We start from the raw sequence: 17953 nt of genomic DNA on the forward strand, positions 1-17953 counted from the left end.
GTTGGGCAGCTCTCCGCGGGAGGCTAGGCAGGCGGACGTTGCATCCACGTTGCGGTGCCCGCCGGGACGCCTCGCCTGCCGAGGCCTCGACTACGGACGCCTCGACTGCGGACGTCTCGCCTGCCGGTGCCGCGACTGCGGACGTCTCGCCTGCCGGTGCCTCGCCCGGCCTACGGGTGCGGCCATCCGGTCGGCGCCGTCAGTTCCGTCTCCAGGGAGGCGAGGCGAGCCCGTGTCGCGGCTGTCGGGCGGGCCGCCGCGAGCGCCCGCCATACGCCGAGGTCGTCCTCGCCCCACGGCGCGTGTGCCCAGTCGGCCAGCAGATCGGGGTCGCCGCGGGCGATCAGCGCGGCGCGCAGGCCCTCGGCGAGACGGCGTCTGAGCCGTGCCACCGCCGGTGCCTGCGACGACGGCAGCGGCGGCCCGGTGTACGCCGTCGCGGCCGCCGTGACCGCGCCTGCCGCCAGCCTTCGTTCGACGACGGCGACGTCCGACTCGCACGCGACGGTGAGCCGGTAGGGCCGCGAGGCCAGCAGCCCGGGGCCGAGTACCCCGCGCAGCCGGGCGAGTTCGGCCCGCAGCGTCACCGGGGGGACCGACTCGTCCTCGTACAGCGCGCACAGCAGCTCGTCGCCCGTCAGGCCCTCGGGACGGCGGGCCAGCAGCACCAGGATCTCGCTGTGCCGGCGGCTCAGCCTGAGGTCGCGGCCGCCGGTGACCAGACGCGCCTCGTCCCGTCCCAGTACGGTCAGCCGCGGTGCGTCGACGGCGGGCCGCTCCGGGGCGAGCAGCGCCAGGTGGGCCTCCGCGGCCCGCGCGACCGCCTGCACGAAGCCCAGGCTGTGCGGATGCGCCAGGCCGTCCCCGCCCGTGATGTCCACGGCACCCAGCACCCGCCCGGTCCGCGGATCGTGCACCGGGGCCGCGGCGCACGTCCATGGCTGCACCCGCCGGATGAAGTGCTCGGCCGCGAACACCTGCACCGGCCGGTCCAGGGCGACCGCGGTGCCCGGCGCGTTCGTCCCGACCGCGCTCTCCGCCCATCGCGCACCCGGCACGAAGTTCATCCGCCCCGCCTGCCGCCGGGTCGCCGCGTGCCCCTCGACCCACAACAGCCTGCCGTGCGCGTCGCACACCGCCAGCAGATGCTCGCCGTCGGCCGCGAACGTGCCCATCAGCTCACGGAACAACGGCATCACCCGCGCCAGCGGATGCTCGGACCGGTAGGCGCCGAGATCGCCGTCGGTCAGCTCGACGCTCGCCGTGCCGTCGGGACCGACGCCGGCCCGGGCGGAACGCCGCCAGGAGTCGGCCACGACGGAGCGCACCGGCCGAGGCACGGTGCCCGCCTCGGTGAACGTCTCATGCGCCCGGCGCACGACCCGCACCCGCTCGGCGGGGTCGGCACCCGGTTCGAGGGCCACCCAGGGATCGGTCAACTCGTCCTCCCGGAAGGCGATACGGCTGGAGACATCGTCACGCCGGGTACGCGGACCGACAACCGTTTGGACGACGTCACTCCGAAGGCGACGATCCGGTCTGCGGTCCGGTCTGTGGTTCGCTTTGCGGTCCGGTCCGGGTCAGGCGCGGCCGACGAGTCTCAGGTAGCGGCTCCAGTCCCAGTTCGGACCGGGATCGGTGTGATCGGTGCCCGGCACCTCGTAGTGGCCGATGATGTGCGCGCGGTCCTTCGGGATGCCGTACCGGTCGCAGACCGACGCCGTCAGCCGGGCGGACCCCTCGTAGAGGGCGTCGGTGAAGTAGGCGGGTCTGTCGACCCACCCTTCGTGCTCGATACCGATGCTGCGGGTGTTGTAGACCCAGTTCCCCGCGTGCCAGGCGATGTCCGACTCGCGCACGCACTGCGCCACATGACCGTCCACGGAGCGCACGACGTAGTGGGCGGACACCTTCTTGCGCGGGTTCTGAAAGACGGTCAGGGCTTTGGCGTAGAGGATCTGCGTGACATGGATGACGACGCGGTCGACGGGATGGGTGAGGGGGCGGTTCGCCGCCGTGCGGTTGGCGTCGGTCGCGGGCTGCCACTCGGCGGACGGGAAGTCGACCGTCCGAGGCCGGGCGCCGGCCTGTGCGTCGGGCAGCAGCACGTACGGAACGGCGGCGAGGGCGGCGCCCTTCAGGATCCGTCGTCGTCCGGGGAGGGATTTCGCTCGTTCCACAGAGGTGCTGCCTTTCGGTGTCTCGGGCGCCGGCGGGCGGTACCGGAGCGCGTACGGGGCGGCGGTCGATCCGGTACGCGTCCGACCAGCCGAACCCGTGATCGCGTACCGGCCGGACACTGCCGTCACCACTCGGCGGCCGTGTCCCGCACGCATTACGCTACGGCGCCGGCGGGCCGGGTCGGAGGACACGCCGGGGTTCGGTGGACGAGTGCGCACCTGTGGACAACTAGCTCACCCGATTGGGGAGTTCCGGACCGATCCGATCGGCATCCCGGCCGCTGTGAGCGCGGATGCCGGCCACGCGACGTCCGGCCAGGGCCGTCACGCGAGCGGAGAGCCGCCGGACGCCGGGCCGGGCGGCCAGGTCCACGGCCCGTCAGCTCAGGCCCGCTCCGCCACCGCCGCGGGATCGTCCAGCACGGCCCGCACCACCGAGTGCGCGGCCCCCAGCAACGGGCCCTCGGGGCCCAGCCGGGAGACGGACACCGGACGGGCGGGCCCCGCCGTACGCCGGGAGAGCTCGGCCTCGAGCGACGGCAGCAGCCACGGCGCGAGCCCGGCCAGGGCGCCACCGAGCACGACACCCTCCGGGTCCAGGAGATTGAGCGCCCCGGTGAGTGCGATGCCGAGGGCCGTTCCCGCCTCGCGCAGCGCCCGCCGGACGTCCGGGTCGCCGTCCGCGGCGCGTCCCGCGAGGAGTCCGACGCGGTCCTCGCCCGGTTCCAGCCCGGCCGCCCGCAGGACCGCCTCCTCGCCGGCGTACTGCTCCAGACAGCCGCGCCCGCCGCACCCGCACTCCGGTCCGTCGGGGTGCACCGGCACATGGCCCAGCTCACCGGCGAAGCCGCGGGTGCCGCGCAGCAGGCTGCCGTCCACGACCAGCGCGGCGCCGATGCCGATCTCCGCCGACACGTGCAGGAAGTCACCCGGAGTGTCCACGCCGAGCCAGAGTTCGGCCAGCCCGCCGAAGTTGGCCTCGTTGTCCACGGTCAGCGGGAACTCCCCGGGCAGCAACGCGCCGAGGTCGACGTCCTGCCAGTCGAGGTTGGGCGCGCGGACGACCGTACGGGCGTCGCGGGCGACCAGGCCGGGGACGGCCACGGCGAGTCCGGCCGGCCACAGCCCCGCGCGTTCGGCCTCGGCGACCACCCGGCGCACGAGGCCGGTCAGTTCCTCGACCACCGGCTCGGGGGAGCGGCCCCGGTTCGTGCCGTGCCGCACGGCGCGTGCCCGCACCTCGCCGCGCAGGTCGACGGCGCAGGCCGCCAGGTGGTCGACGCCGATCTCGGCACCTATGCCCGCCGGACCGCGCCCGCTGACCGCCAGCGCCGAACCGGGGCGGCCCACCCGGCCCGGCCGCTCGGGGCCCAGCTCCTCCAGCAGTCCGGTGCGTATGAGCTCGTCGACGAGGGTGGAGACCGCTGCCCGGGTCAGGCCGATGCGGGAGGCGACCGCTGCGCGCGAGAGCGGTCCCTCGGCGCTGACGGCGTGCATCACCCGGGCCAGGTTGCGGCGGCGCATGCCCTGCTGGGTGTCGGGCAGTGCGCGCCCCGGGCCGGTCGGCCGGGCCTCGTGCAGCGGTGCGGTCATGCCTCCGTCGATTCGTCGATGCTCAGTGGGCGTCCGTGCTCCGGTCCAGCAGCGGGGCCGCGTCGGAGAGTACCCCGGCGATCCTGGCGAGCGTCGCCTCGTCCCGCTCGACGGCGTCGAGGACCGGACCCCGGGTGGTGTTCCAGCGGCGGGCGACGGCGGCCGGGTCCTCGCCGGTCAGCAGGCCCGCCGCCTGGGCCGCGGCCCCGAGCGCGACGAGTTCCTTGGCCTCGGGCACCTGGACCGGCCGCCCGGACAGCCGGCGCACGGTCTCCTGCCAGGCCGTGCCCCGGGCGCCGCCGCCGATCAGCAGCAGGGGAGCCGAGCGGTCCGCGTCCTCGTCGAGGACCAGGTCGAGCGCGCCGAGCAGGGAGTGCACCGCGCCGTCGTAGGCGGCCTGGAGCAGCTGGCCGGCGGTCGTGTCGTGGCGCAGACCGTGCAGGAGGCCCGAGGCGTTCGGCAGGTTCGGGGTGCGCTCGCCGTCCAGGTAGGGCAGGAGGGTGAGGTCCGCTGCGGGTTCCACGGCCTCGCGGTCCAGGCCCAGCAGGGCGGCGACGCGGTCGACGGCGAGGGTGCAGTTCAGGGTGCAGGCCAGGGGCAGCCAGTCGCCGTGCGCGTCGGCGAACCCGGCCACGGTGCCGGTGGGGTCGGTGGGGCGGCGCTTGGCCACCGCGTACACCGTGCCCGACGTGCCGAGGCTCAGCACGGGCGTGCCGGGGAGCAGCCCGAGGCCCAGCGCCGCCGCGGCGTTGTCCCCGGTGCCCGGGGCGACCAGGGTGCCTTTGGCGAAGGGCAGGTCGTGACTGTCGCGTACGGTGCCCGCGACTTCCCCGGGCCGCACCACGCGGGGCAGCAGCGCCGGGTCGAGTCCCACGTGGGCGAGGATCTCCGCGTCGTACGACTCGGTCGCGGACGCCCACCAGCCGGTGCCGGAGGCGTCACCGCGGTCGGTGGTGCCCTCACCCGTGAGGCGCTCGGTGAGGTAGTCGTGGGGGAGTCGTACGGCCTTCGTGGCGCGCAGGGCCTCCGGCTCGTGCTCGGCCAGCCAGGCCCACTTCGTGACCGTGAAGGACGCGGCCGGGACGGACCCGGTGCGTTCCGCCCAGAACTTCGCTCCGCCCAGTTCCTCGGTCAGCCGACGGGCCTGCGGTGCCGAGCGTACGTCGTTCCACAGCAGCGCCGGACGCACCGGCTCACCGCGCTCGTCCAGCGTGACGAGCCCGTGCTGCTGCCCGCCGACCGACACCGCGGCGGCCTCGCGGGCCGCGTCGCCGCACTGGTGCAGGGCCTCGCGCAGGGCGTCCCACCACTGGCGGGGGTCACTCTCGCGGCCGACGCCCGAGGTCACCGTGTGCGGCGCCTGGCCGCTCGCGACGACCTGGCCGGTGGCCGCGTCGACGACCAGCGCCTTCGTGGACTGGGTGGACGTGTCCACGCCGACGACGAGCGGACCCTCGGCTGCTGACATCGGGTTCTCCCTCAAGTTTTTCCGCGGCTCTGCGGGATCTGTCTTCCCAGAGATGCGTCCGCATACTAATTTGTAAACTGCCATGACGAAATAGCTCGCGACACAGTCAGCGACACAGTCTTCAAGCAAGGAGCCGCACGATGAGCTACCAGCCCACCCCCGATGACAGGTTCACCTTCGGCCTGTGGACCGTCGGCTGGCAGGGAAGGGACCCGTTCGGTGACGCCACGCGGCGTGCCCTGGACCCGGTCGAGTCGGTGCAGCGCCTGGCCGAGCTGGGCGCCTACGGCGTGACCTTCCACGACGACGACCTGATCCCCTTCGGGTCCTCCGAGAGCGAGCGCGAGGAGCACATCAAGCGCTTCCGCCAGGCCCTGGACACCACCGGCATGACCGTGCCGATGGCCACCACCAACCTCTTCACGCACCCCGTCTTCAAGGACGGCGCGTTCACGGCGAACGACCGTGACGTGCGTCGCTACGCCCTGCGCAAGACGATCCGCAACATCGACCTGGCCGTCGAACTCGGCGCGAAGATCTACGTCGCCTGGGGCGGCCGTGAGGGCGCGGAGTCCGGTGCCGCCAAGGACGTACGGGTGGCCCTCGACCGCATGAAGGAGGCCTTCGACCTCCTCGGCGAGTACGTGACCTCCCAGGGCTACGACCTGAAGTTCGCCATCGAGCCCAAGCCGAACGAGCCGCGCGGCGACATCCTGCTCCCGACCGTCGGCCACGCCCTGGCCTTCATCGAGCGCCTGGAGCGCCCGGAGCTGTACGGCGTGAACCCCGAGGTCGGCCACGAGCAGATGGCCGGGCTGAACTTCCCGCACGGCATCGCCCAGGCCCTGTGGGCGGACAAGCTCTTCCACATCGACCTCAACGGCCAGTCCGGTATCAAGTACGACCAGGACCTGCGCTTCGGCGCCGGCGATCTGCGCTCCGCGTTCTGGCTGGTCGACCTGCTGGAGAGCGCCGGTTACGCGGGCCCGAAGCACTTCGACTTCAAGCCGCCGCGCACCGAGGACCTCGACGGTGTGTGGGCCTCGGCCGCGGGCTGCATGCGCAACTACCTGATCCTCAAGGAGCGTGCGGCCGCGTTCCGCAGCGACCCGGAGGTCCAGGCGGCCCTGCGCGCCTCCCGCCTGGACGAGCTCGCCCAGGCCACCGCCGCCGACGGCCTGGAGAGCCTGCTCGCCGACCGGACCGCGTTCGAGGACTTCGACGCCGAGACGGCCGCCGCCCGCGGCATGGCCTTCGAGCACCTCGACCAGCTCGCCATGGACCACCTGCTGGGCGCCCGGGGCTGAACCGGCACGCACGCGTGTGTGTGCCGGTGAGCGTGCACACACGCGTGCCGTCGAACGATCGGTCTGCGCTCGGTCTCGCTCGGTCCTCGCCATGGTCTCCGCGCGGCTTCGAGCGGTCTCCGCGCGGAATACGCCGGAATCATGCGGTCCATGACATGAGTCGGTATCAACTTCCGTGCGGGGCTCGCGCCGCGAGCGGTTCACCGCGACGCTGGACGGTATGGCCATGCCGCCCGTACCGCCTCGACCGCCCGGACCGCCGGGCGACATGCCGCCTCCGGGCGGCTTCGGACCGCCCCGCTCCGGCTACGGACCCGACGACGGGACGGGCGGGGGCGGCTGGTCGCCGCCACCACCATCGGGTCCGCCGGGCGGGTCCGGAAGGCGGCGGAACCCCCTCTTCGTCGTCCTCGCGCTGCTCGTCACCGCCGGAGCCGTGGTCGCCGTCGTGTTGATGAGAGGCGACGATTCACCGGCCGACGAGCCGAACGGCGGCGACAGCACCGGCAGCGGCGCCACTCCCGCCCCGTCCTTCAGCCTTCCGGTCGAGCTGCCCAGCGGCTTGCCGACCGAACTGCCGTCGCAGCTCCCCACCCGACTGCCGAGCCAACTGCCGACCGCGTTGCCGAGCGATCTGCCGAGCGATCTCGAGTCACTGCTGCCGTCCCTGGAGGAGCTGCTGCCCTAGCGGCCACGCGCGCGTGGCCGCCGGTCAGAGCCACGCGCGCGTGCCGAGGTGCCGTGGCTCACACGCCGCGCGGCAGCCGCACGTAGGTGACCGTCGTCTCGATGCCGCTGTCGACGAGCCGGCCCTGCGCGTCGAACGCGCCGGTGCCGTCCGTCATCCCGAAGTCGTTGTCGTTGATGAGGGCCAGCGTGGACTGGTCCACGAGCGCGACGCCCTCGATCTTCCCGGGCACTCCGGCGACCGTGCCGAGATCGACTGCCAGCCGCTTCGCCAGCACCGGCACTCCCGAGGCCGCGGGGTCGTCCAGCTGCTCCAGCGACGGGGATGTCGTGTCGTCGTCCCAACGGCCGCCCAGGATGTTCGCCGCCCGGCTCAGTCGTACCAGGTGCAGCCGCGCGGCCTTGTCGGTGCGCTCCTCCACGAGCAGCCGGTCGCCGCCCACGGCGACCAGCGAGGAGATCTTGAGCTCGGAGGTGTCGTCCTCGCTCGGGTCGACCACCTCGACCGGGTCGAAGCGGTACGCGTACTCGCCGGTGACGGCCTTCTTCTTCGGCGAGAAGCGCAGCAACCGCGTGGTCCGCGATCCTTCTCCCGCGTCCGTGTCCGGAAGCGACAGCGGGCTCTGCACCGCCAGGACGAGGTCGCCGCCCGGGAGTTGGGCCAGCCCCTCGAAGCCACGGTTGATCTTCCGGTGCAGCAGGACGGCGGGCAGCGCCTCCACCACGGGGTAGTCCGTGCCCGTGAGCCTCAGCCCCTGCGGCACGTAACGCGTCAGCACCTTCCCGCGCGCGGAGACGTGCACCAGCGAGGGCCCGTACTCGTCGACGAGCCAGAAACTCCCGTCCGCCGCCCGCACGATGCCCTCCGTGTCCAGCCCGTTCGGGTTGTACGACACGGGCGTCCGGGCGTCGTAGGAGTACGGCGCCTCGTCGCGCCCCGCCTGGTTCGACAGGCCCGTCACGGGCTCGCCCGACCTCGTGGTGACCGGGATCGCCTGGAGCACCTTCACCGTGTCCCCGGACACCCGGATCCGTACGATCGCCGGGTCGAACCCGGACACGGGGAACGTACGGCGCTTGGTGCCGCCGACCTTGATCTGTCCGTTGGGCCCGCGGTCGGTGACCGTCCAGAACTCGCCCTTGGGGCCCGCCGGATAGATGTCGCTGCCGATGCCGCCGAGGTCCACGCCCCGGTCGTCGGCCACCGTCCCGGGCAGCAGCGCGTTGCTGAACGTCCCGAGCGGGATGTCGGCGAGCGTCGCGGTCCGCGTGACGTGCGCCTCCTGGGCGGGAGTGCCCGCGGCGGCCGGTCCGGCGGTGGCGAGCGCGGCCAGCACGGCGAGCGGTACGCCCGCCGCGACGGAACGATGGACGCGGCGCCGACCGGTGGCGTGCGGGGACATCAGGCCTCCTGAGGAGAAGATGCGACAAGTTCGCTGACAGCGGCCAGGTTTGGGGCACGCGCCGAACGCCGTACGACCTCCGGATGAACGGAGGGCGTCGGCCGCCCGTCGGACCGACGCCCCCCGCGGCACCGTAGGGAGCTCGGCCTAAGAAAGCGCTTCCTCGCCGTCGGGGCGGGCCACGGCCAGAGCCGTCGCCGGGTCGTGGGCCGCATCCCCGGCCGGCATCCAGCGACCGCCCTCCTCGCGGTACGGCCACCATCTGCCGTCCCGCCCCAGCCGCAGTTGGCAAACCGTCCCGACGACCGTCCACCGGTTCGCCCGTGCCCGCAGCACCGGCCGCTCGTCCTCCTCCCAGGCCGAGTCCAGCGCGGCACGCGCGCGTGCGAACGCCTCGCCCTCCACGACCCACTCCTCCTCGAGCACGGACAGCGCGGCTGCCCCGCCGTGTCGCCAGGCCCGGACGGCGGCGGCCAGTTCCGCCCGGTCGCGCCCCGACCCGGCGGCGAGACGGTCCAGCAGGGCCGCGCCGGGTCGATCCGCCGTCCCGGATACGCCGAGGACGCCCTCCGCCAGCCGTACGGCGTCCTGACCCACGGTCAACCCGGCCGTCGGCGCTCGCCGTTCCGCTCCCTCACGGAGTGCCTCCGCGAGCAGCAGGTGTGCCGCGGCGGCCGTCCGGGCGGCCAGGATCTCCAGCGCCGACGGTTCGACTCCGGCCGGGGGCGGGGCATCCGTGTCCCAGGAGGGCGGCACACCCGGTTCCGGTGGGAGTTCGGGCACGGCGGGCAGCGGGGGCAGGATGTTTCCGGCCGCGTACGCCTCCGCCGCGTCCACACCTTCGGTCCGCACCGGCTCCGCGTCGGGCCGCGCGGCGGAGCCGCGCGCCTGGAGATCGTCCAGCAGTCTCTGCTCCGCACGTCCGCGAAGCAGCAGGAGGACGAAGGGATCCTGGTCGAGCAGCCTCGCCACCTGGTAGCAGACCGCCGCCGTGTGACCGCAGTGGTCCCAGGCGCCGCAGTCGCACTGCGCCTCCAGTTCGCCCAGCCCCGGAAGCAGGTCGACGCCGGCCGACTCGGCGTCCTCGACCAGATCGGGCGGCATCTCCCGGTCGAGCAGCGCGGCGACGTGCCCCGCGCGCTCCACCGCGAGGTCCACAAGACGGTCCCACTGGTCGTCCGAGAGCCGGTCGAGCAGCACGTCGGCCCGGTGCCGCGTGTGATCGCGGTCCTGGACGACGGCCGTGATCCGCCCCGGTCGCACCGACACCGCGCCGACGGCGCCCCCGCGCGCGAGCCGACGGCCCGTCCTCACCTGCTCCCCGTCCAGCGCGCCGTCCTCGAGCGCGGCCAGCCACGCCCGCCCCCACCACGTCCGGGCGAACCCCGTCCCGTGGGCGGGAGGCAATGCGGCGAAGGTCCGTTCCTCGACGCTGTCGTGCCGGTTCATCGCGCATCCCCTCGCAGCTCCACCAGATCGGCCAGCTCGGCGTCCGTCAATTCCGTGAGCGCCGCCTCGCCGGCGCCGAGAACTGCGTCCGCGAGATCCTGCTTACGGCGCAGCATGGCGGCGATGCGGTCCTCGATCGTGCCCTCGGCGATCAGCCGGTGCACCTGCACGGGCCGGGTCTGGCCGATGCGGTACGCGCGGTCCGTGGCCTGCGCCTCGACGGCCGGGTTCCACCAGCGGTCGTAGTGCACGACGTGCTCCGCGCGCGTGAGGTTGAGGCCGGTGCCCGCGGCCCTGAGCGACAACAGGAACACGGGGACCTCGCCGTCCTGGAAACGCCGGACCATGTTCTCGCGCTCGGCGACGGGAGTACCGCCGTGCAGGAACTGCGTGGGTACGCCCCGCGCCGCCAAGTGCTGTTCGAGGAGCCGTGCCAGCCGCACGTACTGCGTGAAGACCAGCACGCTCGCCCCCTCGGCGAGGAGGGTGTCGAGCAGCTCGTCCAGGAGCTCGAGCTTCCCGGAGCGTCCGGCTGTCCTCGGCCGTTCCTCCTTGAGGTACTGCGCCGGGTGATTGCAGATCTGTTTCAGGCCGGTCAGCAGCTTCACGATCAGCCCCCGGCGCGCCATGTCGTCCGCTTCGGCGATCGCGGCGAGCGTCTCGCGCACCACGGCCTCGTACAGGCCGGTCTGCTCCCGCGTGAGGGCCACGGGCCGGTCGGTCTCGGTCTTGGGCGGCAGTTCGGGGGCGATCCCCGGGTCCGACTTGCGGCGGCGCAGCAGGAACGGTCCCACGAGCCGGCCGAGCCGCTCCGCCGCGGCCGGGTCCCCGCCGCTCTCCACGGCCCGCGCGTACCGCGTACGGAAGGCGCCGAGCCGGCCCAGCAGACCGGGTGTCGTCCAGTCCAGGATGGCCCACAGCTCCGACAGGTTGTTCTCCACCGGCGTGCCCGTGAGCGCCACGCGCGCGCGTGCGCCGATGGTGCGCAGCGCCCGCGCGGTCGCCGAGTACGGGTTCTTCACGTGTTGGGCCTCGTCCGCCACGACCAGGCCCCACGGCACCTCGCCGAGCCGTCCCGCGTCCAGGCGCAGCGTGCCGTAGGTGGTCAGGACGAACTCCCCGTCGGCCAGGGACGCCAGATCGCGTTGCGGACCGTGGAAGCGGCGCACCGGCGTGCCCGGCGCGAACTTCTCGATCTCCCGCTGCCAGTTGCCCATCAGGGACGTCGGACAGACCACGAGGGTGGGACCCGCCGCCGAGGCGTCCGTCTGGCGGTGCAGGTGCAGGGCGATCAGCGTGACGGTCTTGCCGAGCCCCATGTCGTCCGCCAGACAGCAGCCCAGCCCGAGCGCCGTGGTCCGGGCCAGCCAGTCGAGGCCGCGCCGCTGGTAGTCGCGCAGCGTGGCGTCGAGAGCCGCGGGCTGCGCCACGGGCTCCTGCGTCCCGGGCTGCGTCAGCCGCTCTCGCAGGGCCGCCAGCCACCCGGTGGGCCGCACGTCGACCCGGCGGCCGTCCACCTCCGTCGAGCCCGTCAGAGCCGCGCCCAGCGCGTCCACGGGCGTCATCTTGCGGTCCTGTTGCGCGCGGGCCCGGCGCAGTTCCCGTGGGTCGATCAGGACCCATTGGTCGCGCAGTCGCACCAGAGGCCGATTGGCCTCGGCCAGCCGGTCCAGCTCCTCGCGGGTCAGCTGCCGGTCGCCCAGCCCGAACCACCAGGTGAACGTCAGGAGCGAGTCCGCCGACAGGAAGGACGGTGTGTCCGCGCCGAGCCGATCGCGCCCTCGTTCCTCCTCGGGCGGCCCCACGACCGCGCGGGCGGTGAGGGTGCGGGCCAATTCCCTCGGCCAGTGCACGTCGATCCCCGCGCCCGCCAGTGCCCGCGAGCCCTCGCCCAGCAGCTCGGACAGCTCCTCGTCGAGGAGCTCGACGGCGTCCGGCACGGTGGCCGACAGCAGGGGTGTCAGCGCCGGCCAGGCACGGGCCGCACGGCGCAGGGCGAGCAGGGCGTCCATCCGCGCGCGGGGGCCGAACGCCCCGCGGGTGACGCCGGAGTCCGCCCAGACGTAGGTGGCGTCCGCGACGAGCGCGGGGTCGCTCACGCTGTGCACCTGCGGTACGGCCCGGAACCTGGGCGCGTCGATCCCGGGCATGTCGAGCCCGCAGACCTCGATCCGCAGCGAGATCCGCATGCCGGCGTCGTGGCCCGCGGCGACGTCGGCCGCCCACGCGCGCAGTTCCGGCAGGTGCCGGGGCTGCGGGGTCGCGTAGGCCGGGCCTCCCGTCAGGAGCGGCGCGGCGGGAGTGCGCGGGAGCGCGTCCGCCACGGCGTCCAGGAACGCGCGCAGCAGTCGCTCGGGGTCGGGAAGGCGCAGGGGCGGGTTCTCGTCCACGGGGACGGCGTGTGCCTCGGGTGGCATCGAGGCGGCCAGTCGGCGTACCTGATCGATGTCCTGCGGAGCCAGCGGGCCGATCCGCCAGGCGTCGTGGTCCTGCGGTGACAGACCGGGCAGCAGGAGACCGCGCGCCACACACCGCAGTGCCAGCAGAGCGGCCGCACCCCAGAAGGCGGCGGCCCGGTGTCCGTCCGGCACGGCACGCGCGCGCGTGAGGAGAGGCAGGGCCTCTTCCAGCGGCAGGAGGAGGGCGGGCACGCGCGCGAGTGCCACACCGGAGCCGGCCGGCAGAACGACGGACAGATCCTCCACCCGTCGGCCGACCGCGGTGGGAAGGGCGTCGTCGTCGGGTCGCCAGAAGGCGACGCCGCCGGTTCGGGCCGGGGTGCCGGGCACGAACACGGCGGAGCAACGTGCCAGTTCGGAGATCTCGAACGGTGTCTCCAAGGGAACCCTCTGCACGGTGATGAAACTACTCCTCAAACTTGACTACCAGATGGGGTCGCCGAGGGTACAACACTGCGGCGGCAAACGCGCACCGGGTGAGGATCCGGTCCGGTCCGCCATCCTGGGACGGGAACTCTCAGGGGCGTCTCGGGGCTGTACCTCAGGGACGTCTCAGGGTCGAGTCCGGAACCGCGGGCCGCGTGGAGCCGTTTTCATGGCAGAGAGCGGCAGCGGCCGCGAAGGAGGCGACGCACATGTCGAAGAACGCGAAGATCGCCGCAGGGGGTGTGGCGGTCGGACTGCTGTTGTTGATCTGGCTGCCCTGGTGGGCCGCCCTGCTGATCGTGCTGGGGGTTCCGGCGGCTGCCTACCTCGCCTTGGATCCCTCTCAGCGGCGCAGGCTGCGCCGTGCCACGCGCAAGGAGCTCGGCCGCTGAGTGACGGGGACCGCGTCGCGGTCCCCGTCCTTCGCACATCCACACCGGCGGGGCCCATGGAGTGGGCGCCGACGGCCGCAGCCGGATCGCCGCGACCTCAGAGCGGCCGTACGGCCATCTTGTCGAGCGCTTCGAGGAGCCCGGGCAGTTCGGGTCCGCGGCCGACCGGCAGCACCTCGCCGGGCTCTTCGTCGAGCAGGACGAACGCGATGTCGTCGGTCCTGGCGACCAGCGACCAGCCGGGGCCGTCGGCGCGCAGCGTACGCGCGTCACCGGGAGCGAACGACGACCGGACGCGGCCGAGCGGGGGCGGGGCGTCCACGTAGGCGCGTACCTCGGCGAGGACGCGTCGGATGCCGCTGTGGCCGTTCGCCGCGCCCTTCTCGGCACCGTTGGCGCGGTCGGCGGTGTCGGACCCGCCCGTCTCTTCGTCCCGGGCCCCCTGGCCGGCGCCGACGCCGGTATCGGCGGTGGTGCCCTCCTGGGGGCGGGCGAAGTCCGCGTCGTCGATCTGCTCGCGCCACAGGGCCCACTGGAGCGCGATCTCGTCGGCCCCCAGGCGGCGCTGGGCCGGACCCCAGGTGGTCGTGTCCGGCGGCGACAGCGCGGGGCCCTCCGCGACCTCGGCGGCGGGATCGTGCGGCGCGGGCACGCCGGGAGCCGCGACGGCGACCGCCAGCGGCCAGCCGGGCAGGGCGGCGACGACCGTCCGCTCGCCGGGCGACAGGTCGTACTCCATGCCGCAGTCCCACGACGCGATGGCGACGGCCACCAGCGACACGTCGTCGATGACGACCGTCCACCGTGCGCCCTCGCCGTCCTGGCCCAGCACCAATCCGTACCCGTCGGCGAGCGGCGGGAGGCCGAGCGCCGCACAGGCCTCCGGGTAGTCGTCGCCCAGCGCGCTCGGGAACTTCGCCGGCGTCAGCAGCACCGCCGTGAGCACATAGAGCGCATCGTCCGCGGCGGCGACGGCATCCTCGTCCGTCCCAGCCATCCCAGCCTCCCCATAGGTTTGTCCAACGGCGCGCACCCTAGTGCGGCGGGAAGGCGCTTGTCACGACTCCCCGACACACCCGAGCTGCGGCTTTCCGGTCGGACGGGGCGAATCGACCACCCCCGGCCGTTGCGTCCGTCACGCCGACGGCAGTCCGAGGAGCTCACGAGCCACGGTACGGGGCGACTCGTCGCGCTCCCGGGCGAGCGCGATGACCGCGCGACAGGCCAGTTCGTTGACCCCGAAGGACAGCGCCTCCGGCGACACCCAGCCCGCCGCCTCGTCGATCCTGTCCTGATCGTCGTCGGCGCACGCCGAGACGTACGCGGCGGCCGCCTCGAACAGATTGTGGGTGCGTTTCCCACCAACACGCGACTCCTTCTCGGGACGCCCCTCCCCGCCCGGACGCGACCGCGCGCGCATCGCGTCGCGGAATCTCCCGTAGGCCTTGCGGACCCTGTCGAACATGCCGACCGCCTTCCCCCTGCGTGGTTGCCCTGACCGATCCTTCATCTCCTGCTGTTCAACCTAGAGTTGGAGTTCCGGCGGCAGAAGGGGGACGGTGCGGTGAAGCGCTTCGAACGGCTCAGGCAGATCCGGCGGATGGACCCGTACGAGGACGCGTTCGAGATCTACCGACTCACCGCGGCGTACGAGTTCCCCTGGGACGTCACCCGGGCCCTGGAACTGGCCCTGTACCGCACCTACGCGGTGCCGAGCATCGGGCGTCTGCTCGCCGAGACGGCGGAACTCACGGACCGCGCCCAGAAACGCTACGACGACACCTCGCTCCTGCTCGACGCCGTCGTCGAGCACGGCTTCGACAGCGAGCAGGGCCGGACGGCCGTCCGGCGCATCAACCAGATGCACCGCTCCTACGACATCAGCAACGACGACATGCGCTACGTGCTCTGCACCTTCGTCGTGATGCCGAAGCGATGGATCGACGCGTACGGATGGCGCAGGCTGTCGCGCCACGAGATCGTCGCCTGCACGGTGCACTACCGCACCCTGGGGCAGCGCATGGGCATTCAGGACATCCCCGAGACCTATGAGGAGTTCGAGGCCTGTCTCGACGCCTACGAAGAGGCTCACTTCGCCTGGGACGAGGGCGCGCGGCGGGTCTCGGACGCCACGCTCACCCTGATGGCCTCCTGGTATCCGAGGCCGCTGGCACCCGTCCTGCGCAACGCCACACTCGCCCTGCTCGACGAACATTTGTTGAGGGCTTTTCGCTACACCACTCCGAGCCCCGTGACCCGCGCCCTGGTGCGGGCCGCGGTACGCGCGCGTGGACGCCTGGTGCGGCTGCTGCCGCCGCGCCGCGCACCCCACCACGCGCGACAGAACCGGGAGATCAAGGGTTACCCGAACGGCTTCCGGCTGGGCGAGCTGGGCACCCGCCCGGTGCCCGGCGTCGCAGGCTGCCCCGTCCGGCAGCCGGGCGGGTCATCCGCCCAGTGAGGCGAGGGTGTCGCGCAGCCAGGTGAGCTCGGCCCGGGACGTGGCACGCGCGATGGTCAGCACACCGCGCCGGAACGGGTCCTCCAGCTCTTCGGCCCGCAGCGGCCGGTCACCTTCGTAGAAGAAGCTCGCGGGCTCCTCCAGGAAGGCCAGTCGGCGGCGCAGCACGGCCGCCTGGGCGGCGGCGTCGTCCAGGTGCCGGAGGAAGGCGAGCACCGTGAACCAGCGGTTCTCGTCGGTGATGTCGCGCTGGGCGGGTTCGGCGAGCTGCCGGCGCAGTTCGCTCCCGCCCTCGTCGGTGAGGCTGAGGACATGGCGCGGAGCGGCGACGGCGCCGGGCTCGGTGGTGCGCACCAGGAAACCCGACTTCTCCAGCCGCTTGATCGTCGGGTAGAGGGTGCTCTCGGCGACCGGACGGACGTGTCCCGTCAGCGCTGTGATGCGTTTGCGCAGCTCGTAGCCGTGCAGCGGGGCGTCGTACAGAAAACCGAGGATGGCGAGCTCCAGCATGCCCGCATTCTGCCGCATGACAGTGGTACATCGGTGCGGCCTTACCTCGGTGATCGTCTACATCGGTAGCTCAATATAGCGTTGACGAGATACATCCGAACCGATGTATGTTGAGCGTCGCCGGAATCGACGGCGGTGACGAGCCGAGGGGGAGACGATGCGGCAGGCGGAGTTCGACGGTGCGGGCAGCCATGTCCGCTGGACCGAGTCACAGGGCGCGGGACCCGCGCGGGTGTACGTGCACGGCCTGGGCGCGGCTTCGGCCGTCTACCACGCGCATGTGGCCGCCCGTCCCGAACTCGCCGGTCGGCGCAGCCTCTTCGTCGACCTGCCCGGACACGGCATCAGTGACCGCCCCGCGGACTTCGGCTACACACTCGACGAGCACGCCGACGCCCTGGCGGCCGCGCTGGACGCGGCGGGGGTGACCGGCGCCGAGCTGGTCGCCCACAGCATGGGCGGCTCCGTGGCCGTCGTCCTCGCCCACCGCCGGCCCGACCTCGTCGCACGGCTCGTGCTCACGGAGGCCAATCTGGACCCCTTTCCGCCGCCCTCCGCGGGCAGCAGCGGGATCGCCTCGTACACGGAGGAGGAGTTCGTCGACAGCGGGTACGCGCGCGTGCTGGGCAAGGTCGGGCCGATGTGGGCCGCGACGATGCGGCTGGCCGACCCGCGGGCTCTGTACCGCACCGCCGTCGGACTCAGGCGCGGCTCCGACCCCGTCATGCGCGAGATCCTGGTCGCCCTCGACGCGGTGGAGCGTGTCTACCTCCAGGGCGCGCTGACCGGTGAGCTCGACGGAGCGGACGCCCTAAAGGCGGCGGGCGTGCGCGTGGTGACGGTCCCGGGCGCCGGTCACAACATCATGTTCGACAACCCCGACGCCTTCGTGCGGGCGGTCGCCGGGGAGGCGTGAGCCCTCAGACCTCGCGCACGGCCAGGGCCTCGCGCACGGCCAGGGCCAGGAAGCGGGCGTCCTCGTCGGCGTACGACGTCATGCACCAGCCCGAACCTGCCAGCAGCGGGCGGAGGTTGGGTTCCGCACGCAGGTCCTCCGGCGTGAGCTGCCTTCCCTGACGGGCCGCGAGCGCCGCCCTGCCGATCGGGTGGAACAGTGCCAGCGTGCCACCGGGGCGCACCACCCGCGCCAACTCCCGCAGGTTCTCCTGAGGCCGGGGCAGGTGGGCGATGAGGCCGGCCGCGAACACGGCGTCCAGCGACGCGGAGCGAAAGGGGAGCGCGGTAACGTCGGCGAGCATCAGCCGCCCGGCACGGTCGCGTCCGGCCCGTACGGCGGCCGCCAGCATGGCCGGCGTCAGATCGGCCCCGACGACCACCCCGGACGGCCCCACGGCCGCACGCAGCGGCGTCAGGGCCCTCCCGGTACCACAGCCCGCGTCCAGCACACGCGCTCCCGCACGCAGGCCGAGCCGGCCGACCGCGGCGGCGTAGGCGGGGCCGTCGTCCGGGAAGCGGCTGTCCCAGTCCGCGGCCCGCGCGCCGAAGAACTCCTGAACGTGTGTGTGGCCGTCGCTCATGCTCCGCATGATCCCTCACCGACACGGACGACGCCTCGGTGCACATGTTCGAGCGTGACCCGATCGTTCCGGCGCACTAC

Annotated in this window: 16 protein-coding genes; 5 read left to right on the forward strand and 11 right to left on the reverse strand. The window is 73.2% G+C overall.

What is annotated here, in order from left to right; translation table 11 throughout:
* Window positions 1–170: 170 nt before the first annotated feature.
* From OG933_RS37405 to xylB, 4 genes are all read right to left on the reverse strand, one after another.
* A complete protein-coding gene (locus tag OG933_RS37405; protein ID WP_405631363.1) occupies window positions 171–1439 on the reverse strand; it encodes a GAF domain-containing protein in 1269 nt (422 codons plus the stop codon).
* A gap of 141 nt (window positions 1440–1580) precedes the next feature.
* Window positions 1581–2180, reverse strand: a complete 600-nt coding sequence (locus OG933_RS37410; RefSeq protein ID WP_362528836.1) for an N-acetylmuramoyl-L-alanine amidase — start codon at window positions 2178–2180, stop codon at window positions 1581–1583.
* Between the two features lie 384 nt (window positions 2181–2564).
* A complete protein-coding gene (locus OG933_RS37415) occupies window positions 2565–3773 on the reverse strand; it encodes an ROK family transcriptional regulator (RefSeq protein WP_267023524.1) in 1209 nt (402 codons plus the stop codon).
* A 22-nt stretch (window positions 3774–3795) separates the two neighbouring features.
* Window positions 3796–5241, reverse strand: a complete 1446-nt coding sequence (xylB, locus tag OG933_RS37420; protein WP_405631366.1) for a xylulokinase — start codon at window positions 5239–5241, stop codon at window positions 3796–3798.
* Between the two features lie 140 nt (window positions 5242–5381).
* On the opposite strand from xylB, the gene xylA reads away from it, so the two are divergent.
* Window positions 5382–6548 (forward strand): xylose isomerase, encoded by a 1167-nt coding sequence (xylA, locus tag OG933_RS37425; protein WP_142269065.1) that lies wholly within the window; start codon window positions 5382–5384, stop codon window positions 6546–6548.
* 220 nt (window positions 6549–6768) lie between these two features.
* A complete protein-coding gene (locus OG933_RS37430; RefSeq protein WP_362528829.1) occupies window positions 6769–7236 on the forward strand; it encodes a hypothetical protein in 468 nt (155 codons plus the stop codon).
* A gap of 58 nt (window positions 7237–7294) precedes the next feature.
* Here the strand turns inward: OG933_RS37430 and OG933_RS37435 are convergent, their stop codons facing one another.
* From OG933_RS37435 to OG933_RS37445, 3 genes are all read right to left on the reverse strand, one after another.
* The gene (locus OG933_RS37435; protein WP_405631368.1) at window positions 7295–8638 is read right to left on the reverse strand and encodes an esterase-like activity of phytase family protein; all 1344 of its coding nucleotides are present in this window, start codon (window positions 8636–8638) and stop codon (window positions 7295–7297) included.
* 147 nt (window positions 8639–8785) lie between these two features.
* Entirely contained in the window at window positions 8786–10087 is a 1302-nt protein-coding gene (locus OG933_RS37440) for an SWF or SNF family helicase (protein ID WP_405631370.1), read from the reverse strand.
* On the reverse strand, window positions 10084–12942 hold the full coding sequence (locus tag OG933_RS37445) for a DEAD/DEAH box helicase (protein ID WP_405631372.1): 2859 nt from the start codon (window positions 12940–12942) through the stop codon (window positions 10084–10086). The genes OG933_RS37440 and OG933_RS37445 overlap by 4 nt, the downstream gene beginning before the upstream one ends.
* 239 nt (window positions 12943–13181) lie before the next feature.
* On the opposite strand from OG933_RS37445, the gene OG933_RS37450 reads away from it, so the two are divergent.
* The gene (locus OG933_RS37450) at window positions 13182–13364 is read left to right on the forward strand and encodes a hypothetical protein (RefSeq protein WP_362528819.1); all 183 of its coding nucleotides are present in this window, start codon (window positions 13182–13184) and stop codon (window positions 13362–13364) included.
* A gap of 97 nt (window positions 13365–13461) precedes the next feature.
* Here the strand turns inward: OG933_RS37450 and OG933_RS37455 are convergent, their stop codons facing one another.
* Both OG933_RS37455 and OG933_RS37460 read right to left on the reverse strand, forming a co-directional pair.
* Entirely contained in the window at window positions 13462–14361 is a 900-nt protein-coding gene (locus tag OG933_RS37455; protein WP_362528816.1) for a hypothetical protein, read from the reverse strand.
* Between the two features lie 138 nt (window positions 14362–14499).
* Window positions 14500–14829, reverse strand: a complete 330-nt coding sequence (locus tag OG933_RS37460) for a hypothetical protein (RefSeq protein ID WP_405631375.1) — start codon at window positions 14827–14829, stop codon at window positions 14500–14502.
* Between the two features lie 99 nt (window positions 14830–14928).
* On the opposite strand from OG933_RS37460, the gene OG933_RS37465 reads away from it, so the two are divergent.
* Entirely contained in the window at window positions 14929–15825 is an 897-nt protein-coding gene (locus OG933_RS37465) for an oxygenase MpaB family protein (protein WP_362528812.1), read from the forward strand.
* Here the strand turns inward: OG933_RS37465 and OG933_RS37470 are convergent.
* A complete protein-coding gene (locus OG933_RS37470; RefSeq protein WP_028806161.1) occupies window positions 15811–16335 on the reverse strand; it encodes a PadR family transcriptional regulator in 525 nt (174 codons plus the stop codon). The two genes, OG933_RS37465 and OG933_RS37470, sit on opposite strands and share 15 nt — an antisense overlap.
* 157 nt (window positions 16336–16492) lie before the next feature.
* On the opposite strand from OG933_RS37470, the gene OG933_RS37475 reads away from it, so the two are divergent.
* The gene (locus OG933_RS37475; protein WP_405631379.1) at window positions 16493–17251 is read left to right on the forward strand and encodes an alpha/beta fold hydrolase; all 759 of its coding nucleotides are present in this window, start codon (window positions 16493–16495) and stop codon (window positions 17249–17251) included.
* A gap of 4 nt (window positions 17252–17255) precedes the next feature.
* Here the strand turns inward: OG933_RS37475 and OG933_RS37480 are convergent, their stop codons facing one another.
* Window positions 17256–17873 carry a class I SAM-dependent methyltransferase gene (locus tag OG933_RS37480; protein ID WP_405631381.1) on the reverse strand — a complete coding sequence of 206 codons (618 nt, stop codon included), beginning with the start codon at window positions 17871–17873 and terminating at the stop codon, window positions 17256–17258.
* Window positions 17874–17953 lie beyond the last annotated feature (80 nt).

Origin of the sequence: Streptomyces sp. NBC_00016 (assembly GCF_045040885.1) — a bacterium.
GTDB lineage: Bacteria > Actinomycetota > Actinomycetes > Streptomycetales > Streptomycetaceae > Streptomyces > Streptomyces coriariae.